Source organism: Chryseomicrobium excrementi, from assembly GCF_002798305.1.
GTDB lineage: Bacteria > Bacillota > Bacilli > Bacillales_A > Planococcaceae > Chryseomicrobium > Chryseomicrobium excrementi.
Window position 1 is genome coordinate 376597 of sequence record NZ_PCGR01000002.1, and the last position, 25026, is coordinate 401622.

The following is a 25026-nucleotide window of genomic DNA, read 5'->3' on the forward strand; positions in this document are numbered from 1 at the left end:
GGAAAGGGAACGGGCAGATTAAACGAAAAACAGTTGCACTTTTTGAAAAAACCTGTATAGTTTGTCTGTATTTTAATTTTTTGAGTTTGAAAGGAGATAGATAAATGAGCGGAAACTGGTATACAGAAAAGCAAACCGAAAACTTCGGCATTACGATGAAGATAAATAAAACGTTACACGTTGAACAGACAGAGTGGCAGTTCTTAGAGATGGCGGAAACAGCTGAATGGGGCAACATGTTGTTCCTAGATGGCATGGTCATGACGTCTCAAAAAGACGAGTTTGTCTATCACGAGATGGTGGCACACGTGCCATTATTCACACACCCGAACCCAGAAAACGTATTAGTCGTTGGTGGAGGAGACGGTGGGGTTATTCGTGAAGTGATGAAGCACCCAAAAGTCAAAAAAGCGACGTTAGTTGATATAGATGGAAAAGTAATCGAGTACTCGAAAAAATACCTTCCTGAAATTGCTGGGGAACTCGACAACCCACGTGTGGAAGTCATCGTTGGTGACGGCTTCATGCACATCGCAAAATCAGAAAACGAATACGACGTCATCATGGTTGATTCTACAGAGCCAATGGGACCTGCAGTTGACCTGTTCACAAAAGGTTTCTACGCAGGGATCCACAAAGCACTGAAAGAAGACGGCTTATTCGTAGCGCAGTCTGACAACCCTTGGTTCAAAGCAGACCTGATCAAGCAAGTACAAAGCGACGTGAAGGAAATCTTCCCGATCACAAAGCTATACACTGCTAACATTCCAACATACCCATCAGGTCTATGGTGCTTCACAATCGGTTCGAAGAAACACGATCCGCTTGCTGTGCCAGATGAGCAGTTCCATGAAGTCGATACGAAGTATTACACGAAAGAGCTTCACAAAGCAGCTTTCGTACTACCGAAATTCGTGAAAGATCTTGCAGGTGAGTAACATGAGATTTGATGAAGCTTACAGCGGCAACGTCTTTATTAAAAGCAAACAAGATTATGAAAATGCACAAGCTGTGATCTACGGAATGCCGATGGACTGGACAGTGAGCTACCGTCCGGGTTCTCGTTTTGGCCCACAGCGTATTCGTGAAGTGTCGATTGGTCTTGAAGAGTACAGCCCGTATCTTGACCGCGAACTAGACGACGTGAACTACTTTGATGCAGGAGACATTCCACTTCCTTTCGGAAATGCAGAGAAGAGCCTGGAACTCATTGGCGGGTTCATCCGTCAACTGCTTCAAGACGGCAAAGTACCTGTCGGCATGGGCGGCGAGCACTTAGTATCTTGGCCAGTCATGAAAGAAGTGGCAGCAGTTCATAAAGACCTCGCCATCATTCACATGGATGCGCACACAGATCTTCGCGTAGAGTATGAGGGAGAGCCACTCTCTCACTCGACACCGATTCGTAAGATTGCCGAGCACATCGGACCACACAACGTCTACTCATTCGGAATCCGTTCTGGAATGAAAGAAGAGTTCGAGTGGGCGAAGGCAAATGGCATGGAAATCGCGAAGTTCGAAGTGTTGGAGCCACTGAAAAAAGTGCTACCGAAGCTTGAAGGCCGTCCGGTTTATGTGACAATCGACATCGACGTGTTAGACCCAGCGCATGCGCCAGGAACGGGAACTGTGGACTGCGGCGGAATCACTAGCCGTGAGCTACTTGCTTCAATCCATGCGATTGCGAACTCAGGCGTCAACGTCGTTGGCTTCGACTTAGTTGAAGTCGCACCAATCTACGATTCATCTGAACAAACAGCGAACACAGCATCGAAACTAATTCGTGAGATGTTGTTGGGATGGATTAAATAGTTTTAGATGTAGAAAGAGTCTGTCATCCGACAGGCTCTTTTTTTCTATCCAAGCGACTACCCTTAGCCGTATAATGAACCTATGAAGAAAGGGGGAGGGGAACATGGTCCTAGACTTGTTTGTGAATTTTTGTATTCTGTTCACGTTCGCAATGCTCCTGTTTTGGGTGGCTCGACAGCAAAAGCGAACCAAGTTCCCTCTTCTACGAAAATTTCCAGGGTATTCGATTGGCTTGATATCGGGTGTTTTCGGCGTCGTATTGATGCTGAAATCCATTCATGTGGGAAGTGCTATTATTATCGACGGTCGTATGGTGGTCCTCGCGTTATCCGGACTTTTTGGGGGACCTGTTGCACCTATAATTGCCGGTACAATAATGGGGATGGCGCGAATTTTAGTGAATGAAATAACTTGGCCTGCCATTATTGCGGGTACCAATACTATAATCATTGGATTAATCATCGGTTTGGTAGCGAGGCGGATTCCCATCACATTTCAAAATGCTTGGAAGTACTTTGCGTATACAACGATTCAAACGGTGCTTGTTATTGGATCCCTTTCCTTTGCCAACGAGTTTGTAGCAGGTCGAGGAGCTGTGTTCATCCTCTACTCGGTCATAAGCTTTGCTATTGTGTATGTCACGCTTTTAAAAATGGATCAGCTTTCAAGAGAAGTGGAGCAGATTGAACAGCACTCGTCTACTGACTATTTGACCGGAATTCCCAACAACCGAAAGTTTGAAGAACGTTTCTATAACTGGCGTCAAGAAAGGGAGAGATTTCATCTGGCTGTTCTTGATATCGACTACTTTAAGCGAGTGAATGATACTTACGGACATCCTACGGGTGACTTGGTCCTAGTGGAACTTGCTGACAGATTGAAGCGAACGACAACTAGTTTTGGAGGAGAAGTTGCGCGTATTGGAGGAGAAGAATTCGGAGTGCTTCTTTCCGCTACCACCACACACCATGCACTCGAACAAGCAGAACTTCTGAGAAAGAGTGTGGATTCGATAAGGTTTCAGCTCCCTGAAGGTCTAGAACTCCGAGTGACTGTAAGCATAGGGGTAGCATGTTATCCGGACGATGCGGAAGCGATGCCGGATCTCTATAAAAAAGCAGATGAACGACTTTATGATGCGAAGCTAGGTGGCCGAAACAGCGTGAGAATTTCATCTTAGATATGAGAAGAGCCCGTCCACCGACAGGCTCTTTTTTTCGTGAACCACTATATCTTCACATTCCACACAATTTCTCGTATACTAAAAAGGTTATAGAAAAATTCAACCAAACGAAATGAGGGCTTGAGATGACCGAACAGGCAGGGATTCCGATTCAGCTGAAGATTGTGTCAACCTTCAAGCATCCCGGTACGAAAATGACACAGGAATACCACCGTGCAACCGGCACGATGCACTATAGAGATGAGAAACGCTATCTTCGCTTTGAAGAAGTGACGGAAGAAGTCACGCAGACACTAGTGAAATTTGAGGGTTCGGGTGGGTTCATCCGGCGGCGCGGCGTCGCCGACATGCGCCTCGAATTTGAACTAGGGAAGCAGACGAAGGGACATTACAAAATGCATGGCCATACGATGCCACTAGAGGTCTACACGAACCGGATCATCCATTCAGTAGGACATGACCGCATCGAATACGCCCTGTTTCAAGACAATCAAAAAATGGGCGACTATACCATTGACTATTACTATACGGAGGGCAACTAAATGAACGCTGTAGAACAACTGCAACAATCGATTAAAGACGCGCTGCAACAAGCAGTAGACGCAACAGGTCTTGCGGGAGATCAGACGGTCTCGATCCATCTCGAAGCACCACGTGACAAAGCGAACGGGGACTATGCAACGAACGTGGCAATGCAACTAACAAAGATTGCAAAGCAAAACCCACGCATGATCGCAGAAAAGATTCTTGAAAACTTGAAGACGGAAGGCACGCCAATCGAGTCGATTGAAATCGCGGGCCCTGGGTTCTTGAACATTCGCACGAGAAAAGATTACCTCCAACAAGTCGTCAACATGGCCTTCACAGCGGGCTCTGCTTATGGTCGCTCTGATGCGGGCGAAGGGGAAAAAGTCCAAGTCGAGTTTGTTTCAGCGAACCCAACTGGAGACTTGCACCTGGGTCACGCACGTGGAGCTTCTGTAGGAGATTCTCTATGCAACGTGTTGGATTTTGCAGGCTACGATGTCAGCCGCGAATATTACATCAATGATGCAGGAAATCAAATCCACAACTTGGCGTTATCACTCGAGGCGCGTTATTTCCAAGCACTCGGTCAAGACCGCGACATGCCAGAAGACGGCTACCATGGTCAAGATATCAAAGACATCGCAGGCGAGCTGGCTGCGAACGATGGTGACAAATACGCATCACTTTCAGACGAAGAGCGTTATGAGTTCTTCCGTACGTACGGTCTTCAAAAAGAACTTGAAAAACTACAGAACGACTTAGCAGATTTCCGCGTGAACTTTGACGTATGGTTCTCAGAGTCTTCGCTTTATAAGAACGGCAAAATTGACGTGGCACTCGATAAACTTCGTGCCAACGGCCACATTTACGAAGAAGAAGGCGCGACTTGGTTCCGCTCGACTACGTTTGGAGACGACAAAGACCGCGTCTTGATCAAACAAGATGGCAGCTACACATACTTGACTCCAGACCTTGCGTACCACGAAGACAAGATCAACCGTGGCTTTGAAAAGCTGATCAACATCTGGGGAGCCGACCACCACGGCTATATCCCGCGTATGAAAGCAGCGATTCAAGCACTTGGCTATGACCGTGACACATTAGAAGTTAGCGTCATTCAAATGGTTCAGCTCTACAAAGACGGCGAAAAAATGAAGATGAGCAAACGTACGGGTAAAGCTGTAACGATGCGTGAGCTAGTAGAAGAAGTGGGGCTTGATGCTGTCCGCTATTTCTTCGGAATGCGTTCAGGCGATTCGCACATGGACTTTGACCTCGACCTTGCCGTTTCGCAATCGAACGAGAACCCGGTGTATTACGCACAATATGCACACGCACGTATTTGCTCAATCTTACGCGCTGCAGAAGAGCAGTCACTAGCTGCCTCTGTTGAGAACTTGCAGCTGTTGAACGACGAAAAAGAAGAAGATTTGATGAAGAAAATTGGAGACTTCCCACAAGTCGTGGCGGATGCAGCAAAACTTCGTGCACCACACCGCGTGGCGACGTATATCCAAGAGCTTGCAGCGAACTTCCACAGCTTCTATAACGCTAACAAAGTGTTGGATCCAGAAGCACCGGAACTTTCAAGTGCTCGTCTTGCCCTGATTTCAGCGACGCGTCAGACGATTGAGAACGCCCTGAAACTATTAGGGGTTTCCGCTCCAGAAAAAATGTAGTACGCTATACCTACTACAACAAGGTGCTCAAGTAACGGATTGCTTGAGGTAAAAGGGAAGCTGGTGAAAGTCCAGCGCGGTCCCGCCACTGTAAACGACAACTGTCGTAAGCCAGGAAACCTGCCTTGTTGAATGCGCCGTAAACCTACGAGGATGGGGTGGTGTAAGTCGACTCTTTGTGTACGTTAGCCGATTTATACCTATTTCTACCCGTCTTTCCGTAGTGGAGAGGCGGGTTTTTATATACATAGAAAAGAGGGACGGACATCATGAAAAAATGGTTAGGCAGTTTATTGATTGCACTACTCGTGCTTGCAGGTTGTAACGAACAAGAGGCTACACCTTCTGAGGTAACATCTCCTAAGATAGAACAAGGTACAGACTCCGTATTCCCACTGACGGTGACGGACGCTGTCGGGAACGAAGTGACGATTGAAGAAGCACCGGATGCCATCGTCTCGATGATTCCAAGCAATACAGAAATCCTTTTCGCATTAGGCCTTGATGAAGAAGTGGTAGGAGTCAGCGATTACGACAATTACCCAGAAGCCGCTGCAACAAAAGAAAAAATTGGCGGGTTTGAATTTAACGTCGAAACCATTACGGCATTGCAGCCGGATTTGATTTTAGCGCATGAGTCTGCTTGGTCAACGGCAGAAGCAGGTCTTCAGCCCTTAAAAGACGCTGGAGTTCCCATCTTTGTAGTAGGCAACGCCATGAGTTTTGATGAGACATATGAGACGATTGAAGCCATTGGTGAAGTGACAGGAAAAGCTGAAGAAGCCGAAACCCTTATTGCAGATATGCAAACACAAGTAAAAGAGGTCGAGGCCAAATTAGCAGAGGTTGAAGACAAAAAAACGGTATTTATCGAGTCTTCAGGAGACCCTGAAATCTATACAGCTGGCCAAGGCACGTTAATGCAAGAATTCTTAGACCGTATCAACGCTGAAAATGCAGTTGCCGACCAAGAGGGTTGGTTCATGATGAACTCGGAAGAAATCGTCTCGCGCAATCCAGACGTCATCGTGTTGACATATAACTATATCGAAAATGCTGTAGACGCAGTGAAGGCTCGTCCAGGCTTTGATCAAGTGACAGCGGTTCAGCAAGACGCTGTCGTGCAAGTGAACGAAGACATCGTGACACGTCCAGGACCACGCTTACCGCTTGCTCTTGAAGAGCTCGCAAAGGCTGTATATCCGGACTTGATGAATGACTAAACGGAAAGTGGGCTGGGTTGCATCGATTTTGCTGCTGCTCGCCTCTGTCTGGCTCGGCATCTCTGTAGGTGCCGTCCAGATCCCACTCAGTACGATATGGGGAGGGAGTGAGGATGCAACTGCCACGACGATTGTTTGGAACATTCGGATGCCACGCGTGTTCCTCGCTGCCCTTGTCGGAGCCGCCCTCGCTGTTGCAGGAGCGGCTTTTCAAGCCTTGCTGAAAAATCCTCTGGCAGACCCCTACACTTTAGGGGTCTCTTCAGGTGCTTCCGTTGGCGCGGTCGCCACGATCTTCTTTGGCATCTCACTACCGGTCATCGGCATGTATACATTGCCACTTCTCAGTATGATTGGCGCCATTACGACTCTGTTAATTGTCGTATCCTTTGCGCGGATGATCGATCGCTCGCTTCGCATGGAGACAATCATTTTAACGGGGATTATCACGAGCTCCTTTTTCGGGGCGATGATTTCCTTGATGATCGCTTTGACTGGAGAGGAACTGCGTCAAATTATCGGTTGGTTACTCGGAAGTGTAGCGCTTCGTACATGGGCGCATGTTCAGATGATTGCTCCGTTTGTGTTGATTGCTGGAGCTTGGTTACTCGTTCGCGTTCGAGATTTGAATGCCCTGCAACTAGGCGAAGACCGTGCGCATCATTTAGGTGTCAACGTCTCTCGTGTGAAGAACGAAGTGCTCATTGCGGGTTCGATGTTGACAGGAGCAGCTGTTGCAGTCTCCGGAACTATCGGTTTTGTCGGTCTTGTCGTACCTCATATGGTGCGTCAATTGTTCGGTGCTGATAACCGCCATGTGCTGCCGCTCAGTATGATCAACGGCGCAACGCTTTTGATTCTATGTGACCTTGTCGCACGGACGATCATTGAACCGACTGAATTGCCGATCGGTGTCATGACCGCGTTTATCGGGGCACCAGTATTTGCATGGATCTTCTTCCGTCAACGCAGAAAGGGTGTGAAGTAGATGCTGAACGTACACAACCTCACAGGAGGCTATCAGCACCCGATAGTGAAAGACGTCTCGTTCGAAGTGAAGCCTGGTCAGATACTCGGAATCCTTGGGCCGAACGGAAGCGGAAAGTCGACACTGCTCAAGATGGTCAGTGGATTGCTTTCTTCGAGTCAAGGAACGGTCGAGATTGATGGTAAACCGATTCAAGACTATCGACCGAAAGAGCTCGCTCGCAAGATGGCGGTGTTGCCACAGCTGCCTCCGCAAAGTTTTGGAATGACTGTGAAAGAAGCGGTGTCACTTGGGCGCTATCCGCACCAACAGGGGTTGTTCTCGAGCTGGAAGACAGCGGACGAAGAAGCGGTGATGGAAGCGATGCAGATCACACAGGTTGTCCCGTATGCGCTTCAAGAAATCACCACACTTTCAGGTGGGGAACAACAGCGTGTGTTCGTCGCGCAGGCTCTCGCGCAGCAAGCGGAACTGCTACTTCTCGACGAACCGACGAACCACTTAGATATTGCGCACCAAAAACAATTGCTGGACACTTTGAAGACCCATGTCCAAATGCACCAAACCGCTGTGGTCATAGTGTTTCATGATATCAATTTAGCATCGCTTTATTGCGACCATTTGTTGCTGCTAGAAAAAGGGCGAGTTTCTGCCTACGGAGAACCGCATCAAGTAGTGGACAAAGCAACACTTGAAGATGTGTATGCGACGCGTCTTGATGTAGCGCCTCACCCCGTAGAGCCGAAGCCTCAGATGACGCTGTTGCCAGAAGATAGTGAAGCGGCCGGAAGCATCGTGCGAGCTGCAGATATCCAAGTGCTTGATGACGTCGTCTTGCTTCACACAGAGCGTCCGATGCGGGTCGTATCCTCTGCCGTATTGAACCCGGGCTTTGGTTGGTACAGAACCCTCGTCAACCGCCAAGTCGAACCGACCTATAACGTCAATGATGTCGCCTCAGAAGTCAAAGAGTTTGCCGTTTCGCGTGGGTGGATTCCTACGGAGACGGTCATGCAATTGACAGCTGTTGCTACAAGAGGCGCCGTCATCCGTGAATACGAGGCTCCATTCGGGTCGGTCGTCATTTTAGTGACGGCGGGAGTCGGGAACGCTCTAGACGTGTCTCGCGCACATGAAGTGCAGACGTTGCCCGCGATTGGTACAATCAACACATGGATCCTCGTCAACGGCCATATGTCAGACGAAGCGTTCATTGAAGCGATGATGACCGCAACAGAAGCAAAAACGAAGGCACTTGCTGAAGAGCAGGTGCTTGATTGCCGCACACAAACACTAGCTACAGGTACACCTACTGACAGCTTGGTCGTGGCTGCGACTCAGTCAGGAGAGGCACTACCATATGGTGGGCCGATCACAGAGCTCGGAAAACTTATCGGCAAAGGTGTCGTAGACTGTACACGCCAAGCCATTCGCCATTATCGCGATGCACAAAGGGAGGAATAACACATGAAAATCTACACGAAAACAGGGGATAAAGGACAGACCAGCTTGATCGGAGCTCGTGCGGATAAAGACGATTTACGAATCGAAACGTACGGTACGATTGACGAAGCAAACTCGTTTATCGGCAAAGCAGTCACAGAGTTAGACGCCGAAACATTTGCAGACATCTTAGATGATTTGGAAGCGATTCAACACGAATTGTTCGATTGCGGCGGTGACTTAGCTGTTGTCACTAAAACACGTCACTACAAGATGACGGACGAGCCGATTTCGGTTCTTGAGAAACGAATCGATGAACTGATGGAAGAAGGTCCGGCTCTTGAGCGCTTCATCTTACCAGGGGGCACACCAGCAGCTGCGACGCTTCACATTGCGCGCACAGTCTCACGTCGTGCGGAGCGCCAAATGGTGAGCTTAATGAAAGAGCAAGAAGATGTTCCGGTTGTCGTACAAAAGTATTTGAACCGTTTATCGGATTACTTGTTTGCAGCAGCACGCGTGGTCAATGCTCGTGCTGGCGTTCGCGATGTCGAGTATATTCGCGGTGCGAAAGTGTTCCATACGGAAAAAGACTAAAAGTGAGGAGTCCCCTGATCAGCTGGTGCTGGTTGGGGGATTTTTTGGTTGGATTGGTTTCCATAAAACGAGTTGTGCCTTAACCGGCAGTCACAATTCCCAAACAGAATCAAATAGGGCTCGAATCTTCCGGAACAAGTACTGAATCTCCCGACACAATCACCGAATATACCCCATCAAACACCAATCCTCCATACTCACAAAACCTTTTTAGTTTTCAGACTTGACTGAATGCTCATTCATTTTTATACTAAAACTAATACTTTCTTTCTTCGAAGTGCGTTGTTATGCTTACAAGTAAGATCGAATTTCATCCTAGAGGGGGAGAAGAAATTGAGTCCGTTACTAATTGCTAACTGGGTCTTATTCATTGCTGTAACTGGCTATGCCATTTACTTATTCGCATACTTGCTCAAAACACGGTACCAGTTCATCAAGCTTGGTAAAAAAGTAGAGTTTGAAGACAACGTGAAAGAGCGTCTGCGTAAAATTTGGGTGTATGTATTTGGACAGAAAAAACTATTAAAGGATAAGAAAAGTGGAGCCATCCACGTCATGTTCTTTTACGGCTTTTTACTTGTTCAACTAGGCGCGATTGATTTCATTTGGAAAGGTTTGAAACCGGATTCACACTTGCCACTTGGGCCTTTGTATCCTGCTTTCACATTCTTCACAGAAATCGTTACGCTCGTTATTTTAATCGCTGTAGTTTGGGCGTTCTATCGCCGCTACGTTGAAAAACTCGCTCGTTTAAAACGTGGATGGAAGAGTGGACTTGTCCTGATCTTCATCGGCGGACTGATGGTTTCTGTATTGATCGGAAACGGAATGAACATGATTTGGCACGACCACGCAGCGACGTGGACAGAGCCAGTCGCATCGTCAATCGCAACCGTGTTCGGATTCATCGGACCAACTGCTGCAGCTGTAATCTTCTTCATCATGTGGTGGGCGCACTTACTATTCCTACTCACATTTTTAGTGTACGTGCCGCAATCAAAGCACTTCCACTTGATCACAGGACCAGCAAACGTTTATTTCCATCGTTTAGATAACGTCGGTCGCCTTCGTCCGATCAACTTCGACATCGAAGAAGACGAAGACAACCCGGAAGCAGAAGAAGAGATGCCATCGTTTGGGGTCGGTCGTATCGAAGACTTCACACAAGCACAGATGATCGACTTCTATGCTTGTGTAGAATGTGGCCGTTGTACAAATATGTGTCCAGCTTCTGGTACAGGGAAGATGCTGTCTCCAATGGACTTGATCACGAAGCTTCGTGACCACCTGACATTCACAGGAGCAATCGAGACGAAACAAAAACCTTGGGTGCCTGCACTGGCATTCAGCGGAACTAAAGGGAATCAGCTAGCGATGGCTGCTGGAGCTGAAGGTGCGGTCATCGAAGATATCTACAGCCCGTCTCTAATCGGAGATGTCATCACAGAAGAAGAAATCTGGGCGTGTACAACTTGCCGTAACTGTGAAGACCAATGTCCGGTAATGAACGAACACGTAGACAAAATCATCGACCTTCGTCGTTACCTAGTTATGACAGAAGGTCGCATGGACAAAGATGCACAGCGCGCGATGACAAACATCGAGAAGCAAGGAAATCCATGGGGACTAAACCGTAAAGAAAAAGAAAACTGGCGTGACGCACGTCCAGAAATCTCGATTCCAACTGTTAAAGAAGCAGACAAATCAGGAGAAGGATTCGAGTATTTATTCTGGGTCGGTGCAATGGGATCATTCGATAGCCGTTCACAAAAAATCGCTTTGGCTTTCGCTCACTTGATGAACGAAGCAGGCGTCAAGTTCGCTATCTTAGGAAACAAAGAGAAAAACTCAGGAGACACACCACGTCGTCTCGGAAATGAGTTCTTGTTCCAAGAGCTTGCGCAAGCGAACATCAAAGAATTCGAAAAAGCAGGCGTGACGAAAATCGTTACGATTGACCCACATGCTTACAACATCTTTAAAAACGAGTACAGCGATTTCGGGTGGTCGGGTGAAGTCCTTCATCATACGGAAATGCTGTATGACTTAGTGAACCAAGGTCGCTTGAAACCGCAGCACGCGGTCAACGAGACAATCACGTTCCACGATTCGTGTTACTTAGGTCGTTACAACGACGTCTACGATCCACCACGTGAAATCTTAAAAGCCATCCCAGGCGTCAAGCTTGTAGAGATGGAACGTAACCGTGAAACAGGAATGTGCTGTGGAGCGGGTGGCGGTATGATGTGGATGGAAGAACACGTAGGAAACCGTGTCAACGTGGCTCGTACGGAGCAGGCGCTAGCTGTGAATCCATCTGTGATCTCTTCTGGTTGCCCATACTGCTTGACGATGCTGTCTGACGGCACGAAAGCGAAAGAAGTAGAAGATACAGTCGGCACGTACGATGTGGCAGAACTTCTGGAGCTTGCGGTGTTCGGTGAAATGCAACCTCCAACAGCTGAAGAAGAAGTGGAGCCAGTCCTGCAGTAACTATTGCAATTTTATAGACAATTCGGTAAACTGGACGTAAGTGAAGGGAGTGTTTTGTGCACTCCCTTTCTTTACGGAACTAAACTGAGCGAGCGCTCGATAGATTATATTTTTTTAATTCTCGTGAAAGCGATTACAACAAAACTTCTCTATAAAGGAGCTACCACTTATGACGAAAACAGCCATTCTCTCAGGCGCCCGTACGGCCTTTGGAAAATTCAGCGGTGCACTCAGCCCGTTATCTGCATCAGACCTGGGAGGTCACGCGATCAAAGCGGCATTAGAACGCGCAGGTGTTCAACCAGATCAAGTCGACCAAGTCATCATGGGAACGGTGCTACAGGCAGGACAAGGTCAAATTCCGTCTCGCCAAGCAGCTCACAAAGCAGGAATCCCTTGGAACGTCAAAACAGAGACGATCAACAAAGTGTGTGCATCAGGTATGCGCAGTATCTCACTAGGTGACCAAATCATTCGCCTAGGAGAAGAACACATCATCGTAGCTGGCGGCATGGAATCGATGTCGAATGCACCGTACTACTTGCCAAAAGCTCGTGAAGGTTTCCGCATGGGGAACTCACAAGTAATCGATGGCATGGTATACGACGGCCTCTCATGTTCCTTCCATCCGAAGAATGTTCACATGGGAACGTACGGGAACTCGACAGCCGATTCATTCGAAATCTCGCGTGAAGAGCAAGACAAATGGGCAGCGCGTTCTCACGAGCGTGCCCTTGCGGCAATGGAGTCAGGCCGTTTCGACGAAGAAATCACACCGATTGAAATTCCTCAGCGTAAAGGAGATCCAGTCGTCGTCAAGACAGACGAAGCGCCACGTCAAGGAACGACTACAGAGGTCTTGGCGAATTTGAGACCAGCGTTTGGCAAAGAAGGAACAATCACGGCGGGGAACGCACCTGGGGTTAACGACGGAGCGTGTGCGGTAGTCCTTGCTTCTGAACAAAAAGCACAAGAGCTAGGCGTAACACCACTTGGCTACATCGTCGGTCATGCAGAAGTAGGAGTTGCACCAGAAGACTTTCCACAAACACCAGGTCTTGTTATCAACACATTACTTGAAAAATACAACAAAACTATCGAAGACATCGATTTGATTGAAATCAACGAAGCCTTTGCAGCGGTCGCTTTAGTGAGCAACCAAATTGCAGGCCTCGACGCTGAAAAAGTAAACGTCAACGGCGGTGCCGTGGCACTAGGTCACCCAATCGGAGCGTCTGGCGCTCGTATCGTCTACACATTAGCAGTGGAATTACAGAAACGCGGCGGCGGTCTTGGAATCGCAGCTATTTGTTCAGGTGGCGGTCAAGGAGATGCGGTCTTAGTCGAAGTACCAAAACAGTAATCTACAACGAATTTGATAAGAAAGAGGGAAACCATTCATGGCAATTCAAAAAGTTCTCGTTATCGGGGCAGGACAAATGGGTTCAGGAATCGCGCAGGTGTGCGCGCAAGCAGGATTTGATGTAAAACTTAACGACCGAGCAGAAGAGTTCTACGCACGTGGTCTTGCGACGATTACTAAAAACTTGTCTCGTGACGTTGAAAAAGGACGCAAAACAGAAGACGAGAAAAATGAAATCCTGGGACGAATCACAAAGTCACTAGATTTAAGCGATGCAAGTGACGTGGACATCGTCATCGAAGCAGCAGTTGAAAACATGGAGATCAAGCAACAGATCTTTAAACAGCTTGATGAAATCACACCAAAACACGCAATCTTAGCGACCAACACATCGTCACTTCCAATCACAGAAATCGCAGCGGTCACAAACCGTCCTGAGCAAGTCATCGGGATGCACTTCATGAACCCGGTACCGGTCATGAAACTTGTCGAAATCATTCGCGGTCTAGCGACTTCTGACGAAGTGTACACAGAAATCGAAGAGATGACGAAGAAGCTCAGCAAAGTCCCTGTTGAAGTGAATGACTTCCCAGGATTTGTCTCGAATCGCATTTTGATGCCTATGATCAACGAAGCCATCTACACGTTGTATGAAGGCGTGGCGACAAAAGAAGCGATTGACGATGTCATGAAGCTTGGTATGAACCACCCGATGGGGCCCCTGCAGCTCGCAGATTTCATCGGTCTTGATACGTGCCTCTACATCATGGAAATCTTGCACGACGGCTTCGGTGACAGCAAATACCGTCCATGCCCACTGCTTCGCAAATACGTGAAGGCTGGCTGGCTCGGTAAGAAATCTGGTCGCGGATTCTACGTCTACGAATAAGGAGCGGTTCACATGGAACTACGATTTACAGAAGAACAAAATATGATGCGCAACATGGTACGTGAGTTCGCTAAAGAAAAGATTGCTCCGTTTATCGAACACATGGAAGCTGGCGAGTTTCCTCGCGAGATTATCAAAGAGATGGGCGAGCTTGGCTTGATGGGAATCACGATTCCAGAACAGTACGGCGGCGCAGAGATGGACTTCATGAGTTACATCATCGCTATCCACGAGCTGTCTAAAGTCTCCGCAACAGTGGGGGTTATTCTCTCTGTGCATACATCGGTCGGAACAAATCCGATCCTGTATTTCGGGACAGAAGACCAGAAACAAAAATACGTACCGAAGCTTGCGAGTGGCGAGTATCTTGGTGCGTTCTGCTTAACAGAACCTTCAGCGGGGAGTGACGCAGGTTCTTTGAAGACACGCGCTGTGAAAGACGGGGACCACTACAAGCTGAACGGCTCGAAAGTGTTCATCACAAACGGGGGAGAAGCGGACGTCTACATCGTCTTCGCCAATACAGATCCTGAAAAAGGCTCTCGCGGCATCTCCGCATTCATCGTAGAAAAAGACACGCCAGGCTTTATCGTCGGAAAAGACGAGCACAAGATGGGCTTGCACGGCTCTCGAACAGTGGAATTGACGTTTGAAGACATGCGCGTTCCGGCAGAGAATTTACTTGGCCAAGAAGGCGAAGGATTCAAGATCGCGATGGCCAACCTAGACGTCGGCCGTATCGGAATCGCTGCTCAGGCCCTAGGTATCGCAGAAGCGGCTCTAGACGAAGCGGTTGCGTACTCGAAAGAACGTAAGCAGTTCGGCAAGCCGATCTCGTTCAACCAAGGAATCGGGTTCAAGCTAGCGGACATGGCAACAGCAGTCGAAGCATCTCGTTTACTTGTATACAACGCAGCGAACTTGCGTCAACTTGGCAAACCTTGTGGACAAGAAGCATCAATGGCGAAACTGTTCGCATCGAAAACAGCAGTGGACGTGGCAATTGAGGCAGTCCAAGTATTCGGCGGTTACGGCTATACAGAAGAATATCCAGTGGAGCGCTTGTTCCGCGATGCAAAAATCACAGAAATCTACGAAGGGACGTCTGAGATTCAGCGCCTCGTAATCGGCAAACATCTAACTAACTAAACCTAAAGGCGGGAAATGAAATGAACTTTCAATTATCAGAAGAACATGAAATGATTCGTAAAATGGTACGCGACTTCGCAGAAAAAGAAGTGGCTCCAACAGCTGCAGAACGTGACGAAAACGAAAGCTTTGACCGTAAGATCTTTGACCAAATGGCGGAACTGGGTCTTGCAGGTATCCCTTGGCCGGAAGAGTACGGCGGAGCAGGAATGGACTACTTGGCGTACGTCATCGCAGTAGAAGAATTATCACGCGTCTGTGCATCTACTGGAGTAACGCTTTCAGCTCATACTTCTCTTGCTGGGTGGCCGGTATTCAAGTTCGGTACAGAAGAGCAAAAACAACAGTTCCTTCGTCCGATGGCTGAAGGCTCAAAAATCGGTGCTTACTGCTTAACGGAGCCAAACTCAGGTTCGGATGCAGGTGGTATGAAAACAACTGCGAAACTAGATGGCGATGAGTACATGATCAACGGGTCTAAGATCTTCATCACAAATGGTGGCATTGCGGACATCTACATCGTATTCGCAGTAACAGATCCAGAGTCCAAGCACAAAGGGACGTCTGCATTTATCGTAGAAGCGAGCACACCAGGTTTCTCCGTAGGTAAAAAAGAGAAGAAGCTCGGCATTCGTTCATCACCAACAACTGAAGTCATCTTTGATAATTGCCGCGTGCCAAAAGAGAACTTGCTCGGTGAAGAAGGTCAAGGCTTCATCATCGCAATGAAAACGTTAGACGGCGGCCGAAACGGAATCGCTGCACAAGCAGTCGGAATCGCTCAAGGCGCACTTGACGCTGCAGTCGGGTACGCAAAAGAGCGTGTTCAGTTCGGCAAGCCAATCACGGCGAACCAAGGAATCTCATTCAAGCTTGCAGACATGGCAACAGCAACAGAAGCATCTCGTCTGTTGACGTATCAAGCAGCATGGCTTGAGTCGAACAACTTACCATACGGTCAAGCGTCTGCAATGGCGAAACTAATGGCAGGAGATACAGCGATGAAAGTCTCTACAGAAGCGGTTCAAGTCTTCGGTGGTTACGGCTACACGAAAGACTATCCGGTGGAACGCTTCATGCGTGATGCGAAAATCACACAAATCTATGAAGGTACGCAAGAGATCCAACGTCTCGTGATCTCGCGTAATCTGACAAAATAAATGACAGAGGGCAAGCACCTTGTCAAAACGTCCGTCAAAGACGAACAGCTGATTGCTAAGCGCCGTCAGCAAATGATTGGAGCGGGGGTCAAGCTCTTCAAAGAGAAGGGCTTCCACCGCACCACTACTCGGGAGATTGCCAAGCAAGCCGGATTCAGCATAGGCACGCTCTATGAATACATCCGTACGAAGGAAGACGTGCTCTACCTCGTCTGTGACAGCATCTATGATGAAGTATTTGAACGCATCGAATCTGTCGGTGCGAAAAACGGCACACTTGAAGAACTGGTGTCCGCGATCCGCTACTACTACAGCGTTATCAACGACATGCAGGACGAGTTCGTCGTCATGTATCAAGAAACCAAGTCGCTTCCGAAAGAGGCGTTGTCTTATGTGCTTCAAAAAGAACAAGAGATGACGGAAATCTTCCGAGGCATTTTGAACAGCTGTGTCCAGTCAGGGGCGCTCTCTTTGAATGACCGAGAGATCGACCTTTATGCGCACTCGATTTTTACACAGGGGCAGATGTGGGCGTATCGTCGCTGGGCACTGCATAAGAACTATTCAATCGATGAATTTACGGACCTGCAGGTGGCATTCATCCTGCGCGGTCTAGGGGCAACAACAAAGGGGGAACTATAAGTGGTACAAGCGGCAAAAGTAGAAGTATACCGTCCAACGAACCCGGTGCGTTTTGTTACGGCATCGAGTCTTTTTGACGGGCACGACGCATCAATCAACATCATGCGCCGTATCCTACAAGCTAGCGGCGTTGAGGTCATTCACCTCGGACACAACCGCTCGGTCGAAGAAGTCGTCAATGCGGCCATCCAAGAGGATGCGCAAGGGATTGCGATTTCGTCTTACCAGGGAGGACACGTTGAATACTTTAAATATATGAAAGATCTACTTGAAGAAAAAGGCGCTCCGCACATCCGCATCTACGGCGGTGGTGGTGGTGTTATCCTGCCAAAAGAAATCAAAGAACTTCAAGCATATGGCATCAGCGGTATCTTCTCTCCAGAAGACGGACGTAAGCTAGGGCTTCAAGGCATGATCAATCGCATGATCGAAGAATGTGACGTGCCGACTCCAACTGAAGGTGCTCTAGCGAAGTTAGAGTCCACTTCTGTTGAAACTCCTGAAACACTTGCTCGCCTGATCACAGTGGCGGAAGAAGCGACGCTGACAGGTTCTGAAGAAGCGAAGCAGCTAATCGAAGCGGCAAAAGGCAAATCAAAAGGCACACCAGTCCTTGGTATCACAGGTACAGGGGGAGCTGGAAAGAGCTCATTGACGGACGAATTGATTCGTCGCTTCTTATCCGAACTTCCGGACAAGCGCGTGGCAATCTTGTCAATCGACCCAACGAAACAAAAGACGGGCGGGGCACTTCTTGGTGACCGTATCCGTATGAACGCCATCTTCAACAAGCGCGTGTTCATGCGTTCATTGGCTACACGTGGGTCTCGAACAGAGCTATCTGGCGCGATCAAAGACGTCCTAGATGTCGTGAAAGCGGCTGGCTACGATTTAATCATCGTCGAGACGAGCGGTATCGGACAAGGGGACGCAGAAATCACAACGATTTCGGACCTTTCGATGTATGTCATGACAAGCGAGTTTGGAGCCCCATCTCAGCTTGAAAAGATCGACATGATCGACTTCGCAGACTTGATCGTCATCAACAAGTTCGAGCGCAAAGGCTCTGAAGATGCGCTTCGCCAAGTGCAGAAGCAGTACCAGCGCAGCCGCGAACTTTGGAACGATGACCTTGACAAAATGCCAGTTTACGGAACGATTGCGAGCCAGTTCAACGACAAAGGGACGAACTCGTTGTTTGCAGCACTCATTGCGAAAATCAATGAAGTGACTGGTTCTGAGTGGGTGACATCGTACGAAGAATTCGCAAAAACGCAAAAACAGAACGTGATCATCCCGAACGACCGCCGTTACTATCTCCGCGAGTTGACGGACACGGTTCGTGGCTACCACGCGAAGACAGAGCAGCAAGTCAACTTTGCTCGTCGCTTGTTCCAATTAGAAGGCGCACTGGCAGCTGTGAAAGAAGCGGGCAGCGAAGAAGCGTTAGTGAACTCGTTAGAGTCTCTGATTGAGGGCGTGAAAAACGAGTTGAATGCCGAGTCGAAACGTATCTTAGAAAACTGGGAAGCGTTGAAAGAAGCCTATTCTGGTGACGAGTTCGTTACAAAAGTTCGCGACAAAGAAATTCGCACGATTCTGCGTACGGAAAGCTTGTCAGGCCTTAAGATTCCTAAAGTTGCATTACCAAAATTTAAAGATTACGGCGAAATCCTTCGCTGGGCTTATAAAGAAAACGTACCGGGCTCGTTCCCGTACACAGCAGGTGTATTCCCGTTCAAGCGCGAAGGGGAAGATCCGAAGCGCCAGTTCGCTGGAGAAGGAACACCGGAACGCACGAACCGTCGTTTCCACTACCTATCAAAAGACGATACGGCAAAACGCCTATCGACTGCTTTTGACTCGGTAACACTTTACGGTGAAGATCCAGACCACCGTCCGGATATCTACGGAAAAGTCGGCGAATCAGGTGTTAGCATCTGTACATTAGAAGACATGAAGAAGCTATATGACGGCTTCGACTTATGTGCGCCATCGACTTCAGTTTCGATGACAATCAACGGTCCAGCGCCAATCATCTTGGCAATGTTCATGAACACGGCAATCGATCAGCAAGTGAAGAAGCGTGAAGACGAGCTTGGCCGCACATTGACTGTGGAAGAGTTCACTGAAGTTCGCGAAGCAACTCTGCAAGTCGTTCGTGGAACAGTACAAGCGGACATCTTGAAAGAAGACCAAGGTCAAAATACGTGTATCTTCTCAACCGAGTTTGCACTTCGTATGATGGGCGATATTCAGCAGTACTTCATCGACCACAAAGTGCGTAACTATTACTCGGTATCGATCTCTGGGTACCATATCGCAGAAGCAGGAGCGAACCCGATTTCACAGCTCGCGTTCACGTTATCGAACGGCTTCACATACGTCGAGTACTACTTGAGCCGCGGGATGAACATCGACGACTTCGCACCGAACTTGTCGTTCTTCTTCTCGAACGGTCTAGATCCGGAATATACGGTCATCGGCCGCGTGGCACGTCGCATCTGGGCAGTCGCAATGCGCGAGAAGTACGGCGCAAACGAGCGTTCACAGAAATTGAAATACCACGTTCAAACATCTGGACGCAGTCTGCACGCGCAAGAAATCGACTTCAACGATATCCGCACGACGCTGCAAGCCTTGATGGCACTGCAAGACAACTGTAACTCGCTTCACACGAATGCCTATGATGAAGCAATCACGACACCGACAGAAGAATCCGTACGTCGCGCGATGGCGATCCAAATGATCATCACGAAAGAGCACGGCCTGTCGAAAAACGAGAACCCGCTTCAAGGAGCGTTTATCGTGGAAGAGTTAACAGACCTCGTTGAAGAAATGGTGCTTCAAGAGTTCGACCGCATGAACGACCGCGGCGGAGTACTTGGTGCGATGGAGACTCAGTACCAACGCGGTAAGATTCAAGAAGAATCGATGCACTACGAAATGAAGAAACACACTGGCGAACTTCCAATCATCGGCGTCAACACCTACCTGAATCCAAATCCGGCTTCAGAAGAAGACATCGACAATATGGAAATCGCACGTGCTTCAACAGAAGAAAAAGAAACTCAAATTACCAACTTGCGCAGCTTCCAACAGACACATGCAGACGCTTCTGAAGCGGCTCTTGCTCGCTTGAAAGACGTCGCTAAAACAGGTGGCAACATCTTCGAAGAGTTGATGGAAACAGTTAAAGTTGCGAGCCTAGGTCAGATCACGAACGCTCTTTATGAAGTGGGCGGGCAGTATAGAAGAAATATGTAGTTTTAGATGTGGGGCGCCTGGTAACAGGCGCCTTTTCTCTTTGCCAGTTTCTGAGCGAACGCCTTTCACTTTTCTAATTGTCCAGTTGCGCAGCCTAGAAACCCACTCAATAATCAGTCGCAACCCATGAGGCACAAAACGCCTCACGGGTCACGCCTGATTCCCGAGGAGTTTCTGAGCGAGGCTGCTCCACATTTCTGATTGTCCAGTTGCAGGCGTTAGAAATACACGCAAAAACCATTCACCCCAACCGAGGCAAAGAGCGCCTCAATTGGGCCGCCTGGTTTTTACGAGATTTCTGAGCGAACGCCTTTCACTTTTCTCGTTGCACTCCCGTTATCAAAATAGTACGATAACTTTAACAGCCAAAGGAGGCCCACCCATGAAACAATTCATCGTCTGGCTTATCGTACTGATTCTTCTCTTCATCACAGCGTTCGTCTATAACGAACAAATCGGCGCGATCCCACTGCTAATTCTGGCCTTCTTTTTATTCGCCGTGTGGTTCTACATCATGAAATCCAAAAAAAGAACAAAGAGATAGTGGAAATCTTTTCGTAGAATGAGTACAATGAAAGGTATGCAAACGGACACAGAAAGGACGTTGACCGAATGAATTTTCGTGATATGACGAAAGAACAGCTACAAGAAGAATCCTTAATCAACTTAGCATTCGCTATTTTAACAGACCGTCGTGAAGCCTTGGAGCTTCAAGAGTTATTCCGAGCTATCCAAGACGTTACGGGTTATACAGATGAAGAAATGGAACAAAAGAAATTACAATTCTACACAGACATGAACATTGATGGCCGCTTCTTGGCAACATCTGAGTATAAATGGGGTCTTCGCGAGTGGTACCCAGTAGACACGATTGAAGAAGAATCTGCACCAACGGTCAAAGTCCGTAAGAAGAAAGCCAAAGTGGCGGACGATGAAGAAGAGATCTTGGAAGATGAGGACGAGCTTCTTTATGACGAAGATGAAGAGCTCGAAGAACTAATCGAAGATGAAGACGACGATGAGGACGAAGATGAAGTGCTTCTTCCCGTGGATGAAGAAATCGACGAAGACTTGATTGAAGATGAGGACGAAGACGAATTCGACCTGGTCGACGATGAAGTGGAAGACGACGAAGACGAAGATGATTTAGAGGACGAAGACGAAGACCGCTAATTTCATTCTTGACTTCCCTGGCGAATCGCTATAAGATTTAACTGGGCTCTCAAAAAAGAGACGACATCCAATGTGCATAACGCGCTCCCCTGCACCGCAGCAGGAGGGCGCTTTTTTGTTTTTTCATTTTCAGCCACGGTACGGGCAATTTACAAATCAGGAGGACAACACATGACAAAATATATTTTCGTAACAGGTGGCGTAGTTTCATCACTTGGTAAAGGGATCACGGCAGCATCACTGGGCCGTCTACTTAAAAACCGCGGACTCAACATCACGATTCAAAAGTTTGACCCATACATCAACATCGATCCAGGGACAATGAGCCCTTACCAGCACGGGGAAGTATTCGTTACAGATGACGGCGCAGAGACAGATCTAGATCTTGGTCACTATGAGCGTTTCATCGACATCAACTTAAACAAATACTCAAACATTACTACAGGGAAAGTCTACTCTTCGGTTCTTCGCAAAGAACGTCGCGGCGACTATAACGGTGGTACAGTGCAGGTCATCCCGCACATCACAAATGAAATCAAAGAGCGCTTGTATCTAGCTGCACGTGAAACACACGCAGACATCGTCATCACAGAAATCGGGGGAACAGTAGGAGACATTGAATCTCTTCCATTCCTAGAGTCGATTCGTCAGATGAAGCGTGACGTCGGTAGCGAAAACGTGATGTACATCCACGTAACATTACTACCATTCATCAGCGCAGCAGGCGAAATGAAAACAAAACCGACACAGCACTCTGTAAAAGAATTGCGTTCACTTGGTATTCAGCCAAATGTCATCGTCGTGCGTTCAGAAGCACCAGTACCGCAAGACATGAAAGACAAGATTGCATTGTTCTGTGACATCAAACCAGAAGAAGTCATCGAAGCATTAGATGCAGAATCGTTATATGAGATTCCACTTCACTTACAAGAGCAGCACCTAGATCAGATTGTTCTAGACCACTTCAAACTTGAAAACAAAGAAGCGGATATGAGCGACTGGAAAGAGCTTGTCTCTCTTGTAAAAGGTCTATCTGGAAAAGTGAAGATTGGTCTGGTCGGGAAATACGTAGAACTACCTGATGCCTACATCTCTGTTGTAGAAGCTTTGAAACACGCAGGTTACACATTCGATTCAGACATCGAAATCAAATGGATCAATGCAGAGCACGTCAATGACGGCAACGTACACGAATTGCTTTCTGATGTAGATGGCATCTTAGTTCCTGGTGGATTCGGAGACCGTGGGGTCGAAGGGAAGATCTTGGCTACTCAGTTCGCACGTGAAAACCAAGTTCCATTCTTAGGGATTTGCTTAGGAATGCAGCTTGCGACAGTTGAGTTCGCTCGCTCTATCCTGAAATTAGAAGGCGCACACTCTACGGAATTGAACCCAGAAACAAATCACGCCATCATCGATTTGTTGCCAGAACAAAAAGACGTGGAGGACCTTGGTGGTACATTACGCCTTGGATTGTATCCATGTAAGTTGAAGCCAGGTACTAAAGCTCGTGAAGCATACGGCGAAGATTTGGTATACGAGCGTCACCGTCACCGTTACGAGTTCAATAACGAGTTCCGTGAAGATTTCGAGAACCAAGGATTCGTATTCTCTGGAACAAGCCCAGATGGTCGTCTAGTCGAAATCATCGAGCTTCCAGATCACCCGTTTTTCTTGGCTTCTCAGTTCCACCCAGAGTTTGTTTCACGTCCAACGCGTCCACAACCGTTGTTCCGTGAATTCATTAAAGCATCTGTGGAAGCACGCGACGCGAAGTAATAGTTTGATATCAGACTGTTCTTTTCTCAAACGAGACGATGGACCTTCTCTTAGAACAATAAACCAAAGGTGCAGGATTCGCTTATCGAGCGAATCCTGCACCTTTCTTCATCGTACGGGAGAAAATCCACATCTTATATTGTTAAAAGACCAGTCTGAAATTACTTTTCCGGAAGTTGTGGAAACTCAGAGTCTTTGTTTCGGCTCTGCCTCTATACGGAAATGCAGAACTTATTGATACGCTCTATAAAACTGGAAGGAGGCGGGGCTGTGCTGGGGCAAGGCCCGATAGATAGAGTTTCAAATCACAGTCTAGGACAGCGAATGTGCAGACGTGACAGCAGAATTTCAACCCCTGAGGTTGTATCATTAAGAAGTACACTTCAAGTAGTCTCATTAGTTACAACTACTTTCCTGCTGACTGGACTGTGACTTCGCTTTTTTAGTGACGGGCCCGCCCCAGCGTAGCCCGACTACTCTCAGATTCCTATTCAAGAATTAATCTTTGATTAACAGATAAGATGAGTCCTACTAGAATTCAATCTGACAACACAAATCAGCATTAGTTAAAGTTCTTCCTCGTCCTCATCCGTCATCTCACGAACCGCCATGAGAATGGCTTCATAAACGAACAATGCTGCAAAAGCGTACGGCAAGACGATTCGCTCACCTGTATCGGTTGGAAGCAAACCTTTCGTGAAACCGAGCGAGACATACGTATAGGCAAGCTCTGCAAGTTCATTGTCCTCCGTTTGTTTCTCTGGTGCTATGACACTAAACGGGATAAAGGCATCGCTTAGTTGCTTCGCAAGTTGGAGTGCCTTTTCACTCGCGGCAGAAGGTGTGAGAATCAACACACGATCTGCAGACGTGACTTCCGTATCGGGCGTCCAGCGTGCCAGTCGTGGGAACAGTCCAGATGCTTGTGCGTTCGCATAAACGGCGTCCATTTCGCCAAACGCAGCAAAATAGATCTTGCCTTCACCTACCGCTGCTTGCGCGACGAGACGCGCTGTTTCTTCGATGGCCTCTTCTTGAGAAGTCGCGATGCGTTGCAAGAGACCTGCTAGTTGAGTCGTTAACATTTTCATTTGGTCGTTCACCTCATGACACAGTATACAAACAGTCGTTTGGTCACGCAACTTTGTCGAATTGTTTCATAGGAAAAAGATTGAATAGAACTACCAAGAGATGGATAATAAGGAAATAGAAGATTCGAATATTTCGGTAACAAAGGGAGATGGAATGGGTGACACATTTATTGATTGTGGATGATCAAATGGGAATTCGCATGTTGTTGCAAGAAGTGTTCGAACAATCTGGATACACGGTTTCGATTGCTGCTAATGGGGAAGAAGCACTTGAGATGTTCCGAGCGCAACAGGTAGATGGGGTACTATTGGATATGAAGATTCCTGGCATGAACGGTATTGAGATTTTGAAGCATATGAAGCGTGAAAAGCCAGATGTGCCGGTGATGATGATGACGGCTTATGGGGAACTGAATCTGATTGAAGAGGCGAAGGAGCTTGGAGCAGCCCTTTATTTCACAAAGCCTTTCGATATTTTTGAGGTCCGCAGTGCGGTCATCGAGCAGCTCCAGGCATCATAAGTAGTGCTAGAGAGGACGGGTGTGGAAAACCCCGTCTTTTTTTGGT

The 25026-nt window shown here is 47.9% G+C and carries 21 protein-coding genes and 1 riboswitch; of the genes, 20 read left to right on the plus strand and 1 reads right to left on the minus strand.

Annotation, left to right across the window (positions count from 1 at the left end; translation table 11 throughout):
- The first annotated feature begins 104 nt into the window (after nucleotides 1-104).
- The 19 genes from speE (at nucleotide 105) to CQS04_RS06615 (ending at nucleotide 23368) form a co-directional block, all read left to right on the plus strand.
- Nucleotides 105-938, plus strand: a complete 834-nt coding sequence (speE, locus tag CQS04_RS06530) for a polyamine aminopropyltransferase (RefSeq protein WP_100353358.1) — start codon at nucleotides 105-107, stop codon at nucleotides 936-938.
- Between the two features lies 1 nt (nucleotide 939).
- Nucleotides 940-1812 carry an agmatinase gene (speB, locus tag CQS04_RS06535; RefSeq protein ID WP_100353359.1) on the plus strand — a complete coding sequence of 291 codons (873 nt, stop codon included), beginning with the start codon at nucleotides 940-942 and terminating at the stop codon, nucleotides 1810-1812.
- A gap of 121 nt (nucleotides 1813-1933) precedes the next feature.
- Complete coding sequence (locus CQS04_RS06540) at nucleotides 1934-2992, plus strand: diguanylate cyclase (RefSeq protein WP_165775473.1); 1059 nt, start codon at nucleotides 1934-1936, stop codon at nucleotides 2990-2992.
- Nucleotides 2993-3120: 128 nt separating this feature from the next.
- Nucleotides 3121-3537 (plus strand): YwiB family protein, encoded by a 417-nt coding sequence (locus CQS04_RS06545; RefSeq protein ID WP_100353361.1) that lies wholly within the window; start codon nucleotides 3121-3123, stop codon nucleotides 3535-3537.
- Entirely contained in the window at nucleotides 3538-5202 is a 1665-nt protein-coding gene (gene argS / locus CQS04_RS06550; RefSeq protein ID WP_100353362.1) for an arginine--tRNA ligase, read from the plus strand. It abuts the gene before it with no gap.
- A 4-nt stretch (nucleotides 5203-5206) separates the two neighbouring features.
- Nucleotides 5207-5344, plus strand: a riboswitch (cobalamin riboswitch).
- 127 nt (nucleotides 5345-5471) lie between these two features.
- The gene (locus CQS04_RS06555) at nucleotides 5472-6425 is read left to right on the plus strand and encodes an ABC transporter substrate-binding protein (protein ID WP_100353363.1); all 954 of its coding nucleotides are present in this window, start codon (nucleotides 5472-5474) and stop codon (nucleotides 6423-6425) included.
- A complete protein-coding gene (locus tag CQS04_RS06560) occupies nucleotides 6418-7413 on the plus strand; it encodes a FecCD family ABC transporter permease (protein WP_100353364.1) in 996 nt (331 codons plus the stop codon). Before CQS04_RS06555 ends, CQS04_RS06560 begins: the two co-directional genes overlap by 8 nt.
- Nucleotides 7414-8877: an adenosylcobinamide amidohydrolase gene (locus tag CQS04_RS06565; RefSeq protein ID WP_100353365.1), complete on the plus strand. Its 1464-nt coding sequence runs from the start codon at nucleotides 7414-7416 to the stop codon at nucleotides 8875-8877.
- Nucleotides 8878-8880: 3 nt separating this feature from the next.
- Entirely contained in the window at nucleotides 8881-9453 is a 573-nt protein-coding gene (locus tag CQS04_RS06570) for a cob(I)yrinic acid a,c-diamide adenosyltransferase (RefSeq protein ID WP_100353366.1), read from the plus strand.
- A 333-nt stretch (nucleotides 9454-9786) separates the two neighbouring features.
- Nucleotides 9787-11946, plus strand: coding sequence for a heterodisulfide reductase-related iron-sulfur binding cluster (locus CQS04_RS06575; protein WP_100353367.1), 2160 nt, complete (start codon nucleotides 9787-9789; stop codon nucleotides 11944-11946).
- A 169-nt stretch (nucleotides 11947-12115) separates the two neighbouring features.
- Nucleotides 12116-13309: an acetyl-CoA C-acetyltransferase gene (locus CQS04_RS06580; protein ID WP_100353368.1), complete on the plus strand. Its 1194-nt coding sequence runs from the start codon at nucleotides 12116-12118 to the stop codon at nucleotides 13307-13309.
- A 37-nt stretch (nucleotides 13310-13346) separates the two neighbouring features.
- Complete coding sequence (locus tag CQS04_RS06585; protein WP_094943589.1) at nucleotides 13347-14198, plus strand: 3-hydroxybutyryl-CoA dehydrogenase; 852 nt, start codon at nucleotides 13347-13349, stop codon at nucleotides 14196-14198.
- 12 nt (nucleotides 14199-14210) lie between these two features.
- Nucleotides 14211-15347, plus strand: a complete 1137-nt coding sequence (locus CQS04_RS06590; RefSeq protein WP_100353369.1) for an acyl-CoA dehydrogenase — start codon at nucleotides 14211-14213, stop codon at nucleotides 15345-15347.
- A 20-nt stretch (nucleotides 15348-15367) separates the two neighbouring features.
- Nucleotides 15368-16507 carry an acyl-CoA dehydrogenase gene (locus CQS04_RS06595; protein WP_100353370.1) on the plus strand — a complete coding sequence of 380 codons (1140 nt, stop codon included), beginning with the start codon at nucleotides 15368-15370 and terminating at the stop codon, nucleotides 16505-16507.
- Entirely contained in the window at nucleotides 16508-17149 is a 642-nt protein-coding gene (locus CQS04_RS06600) for a TetR/AcrR family transcriptional regulator (protein ID WP_100353371.1), read from the plus strand. It abuts the gene before it with no gap.
- Nucleotides 17150-20416, plus strand: coding sequence for a fused isobutyryl-CoA mutase/GTPase IcmF (gene icmF / locus CQS04_RS06605; protein ID WP_100353372.1), 3267 nt, complete (start codon nucleotides 17150-17152; stop codon nucleotides 20414-20416).
- A gap of 382 nt (nucleotides 20417-20798) precedes the next feature.
- A complete protein-coding gene (locus CQS04_RS13755; protein WP_165775474.1) occupies nucleotides 20799-20960 on the plus strand; it encodes a hypothetical protein in 162 nt (53 codons plus the stop codon).
- Nucleotides 20961-21028: 68 nt separating this feature from the next.
- A complete protein-coding gene (gene rpoE / locus CQS04_RS06610) occupies nucleotides 21029-21589 on the plus strand; it encodes a DNA-directed RNA polymerase subunit delta (protein WP_100353373.1) in 561 nt (186 codons plus the stop codon).
- A gap of 171 nt (nucleotides 21590-21760) precedes the next feature.
- Complete coding sequence (locus tag CQS04_RS06615) at nucleotides 21761-23368, plus strand: CTP synthase (protein ID WP_100353374.1); 1608 nt, start codon at nucleotides 21761-21763, stop codon at nucleotides 23366-23368.
- Between the two features lie 566 nt (nucleotides 23369-23934).
- Here the strand turns inward: CQS04_RS06615 and CQS04_RS06620 are convergent.
- Complete coding sequence (locus tag CQS04_RS06620) at nucleotides 23935-24459, minus strand: DUF2529 family protein (RefSeq protein WP_100353375.1); 525 nt, start codon at nucleotides 24457-24459, stop codon at nucleotides 23935-23937.
- A 158-nt stretch (nucleotides 24460-24617) separates the two neighbouring features.
- On the opposite strand from CQS04_RS06620, the gene CQS04_RS06625 reads away from it, so the two are divergent.
- Nucleotides 24618-24980: a response regulator gene (locus CQS04_RS06625; RefSeq protein WP_100353376.1), complete on the plus strand. Its 363-nt coding sequence runs from the start codon at nucleotides 24618-24620 to the stop codon at nucleotides 24978-24980.
- The last annotated feature ends 46 nt before the right edge of the window (nucleotides 24981-25026 follow it).

Bases quoted from the DNA above. Each gene is read 5' to 3' on its own strand.
- speE (WP_100353358.1), top strand. From the start codon at position 105: ATGAGCGGAAACTGGTATACAGAAAAGCAAACCGAAAACTTCGGCATT.
- speB (WP_100353359.1), top strand. From the start codon at position 940: ATGAGATTTGATGAAGCTTACAGCGGCAACGTCTTTATTAAAAGCAAA.
- CQS04_RS06545 (WP_100353361.1), top strand. From the start codon at position 3,121: ATGACCGAACAGGCAGGGATTCCGATTCAGCTGAAGATTGTGTCAACC.
- argS (WP_100353362.1), top strand. From the start codon at position 3,538: ATGAACGCTGTAGAACAACTGCAACAATCGATTAAAGACGCGCTGCAA.
- CQS04_RS06555 (WP_100353363.1), top strand. From the start codon at position 5,472: ATGAAAAAATGGTTAGGCAGTTTATTGATTGCACTACTCGTGCTTGCA.
- CQS04_RS06560 (WP_100353364.1), top strand. From the start codon at position 6,418: ATGACTAAACGGAAAGTGGGCTGGGTTGCATCGATTTTGCTGCTGCTC.
- CQS04_RS06565 (WP_100353365.1), top strand. From the start codon at position 7,414: ATGCTGAACGTACACAACCTCACAGGAGGCTATCAGCACCCGATAGTG.
- CQS04_RS06570 (WP_100353366.1), top strand. From the start codon at position 8,881: ATGAAAATCTACACGAAAACAGGGGATAAAGGACAGACCAGCTTGATC.
- CQS04_RS06580 (WP_100353368.1), top strand. From the start codon at position 12,116: ATGACGAAAACAGCCATTCTCTCAGGCGCCCGTACGGCCTTTGGAAAA.
- CQS04_RS06585 (WP_094943589.1), top strand. From the start codon at position 13,347: ATGGCAATTCAAAAAGTTCTCGTTATCGGGGCAGGACAAATGGGTTCA.
- CQS04_RS06590 (WP_100353369.1), top strand. From the start codon at position 14,211: ATGGAACTACGATTTACAGAAGAACAAAATATGATGCGCAACATGGTA.
- CQS04_RS06595 (WP_100353370.1), top strand. From the start codon at position 15,368: ATGAACTTTCAATTATCAGAAGAACATGAAATGATTCGTAAAATGGTA.
- CQS04_RS06600 (WP_100353371.1), top strand. From the start codon at position 16,508: ATGACAGAGGGCAAGCACCTTGTCAAAACGTCCGTCAAAGACGAACAG.
- CQS04_RS13755 (WP_165775474.1), top strand. From the start codon at position 20,799: ATGAAACAATTCATCGTCTGGCTTATCGTACTGATTCTTCTCTTCATC.
- rpoE (WP_100353373.1), top strand. From the start codon at position 21,029: ATGAATTTTCGTGATATGACGAAAGAACAGCTACAAGAAGAATCCTTA.
- CQS04_RS06615 (WP_100353374.1), top strand. From the start codon at position 21,761: ATGACAAAATATATTTTCGTAACAGGTGGCGTAGTTTCATCACTTGGT.
- CQS04_RS06620 (WP_100353375.1), bottom strand. From the start codon at position 24,459: ATGAAAATGTTAACGACTCAACTAGCAGGTCTCTTGCAACGCATCGCG.